We start from the raw sequence: 225 nt of genomic DNA, 5'->3' as shown, positions 1-225 counted from the left end.
TTACGATTGAAATTAGGGTTGGTTTGCCGTTTTTGATCCACTCTAATGCTACCCAAGTAACACAAGCTGCTGCTGCTGCAAGGTGAGTCACCAATAAAGTCATACCTGCTGCTCCGTTAGCATGTAGTTGGCTACCTGCGTTGAATCCAAACCAACCTACCCATAACATAGAAGCACCAATCATTACCATTGGAATATTGTAAGGAGCTTTTTTTGTATGAGCAA

At 42.2% G+C, this 225-nt stretch carries 1 pseudogene; it reads right to left on the bottom strand.

The features are described from left to right. Positions 1 to 225: pseudogene (locus ACXAHM_RS26505) on the bottom strand (ammonia channel protein); the annotation flags it as partial.

The sequence above is a fragment of the Flammeovirga sp. AWQ4_249 genome, assembly GCF_056161045.1.
This window is presented reverse-complemented; position numbering and strand designations above follow the sequence as displayed.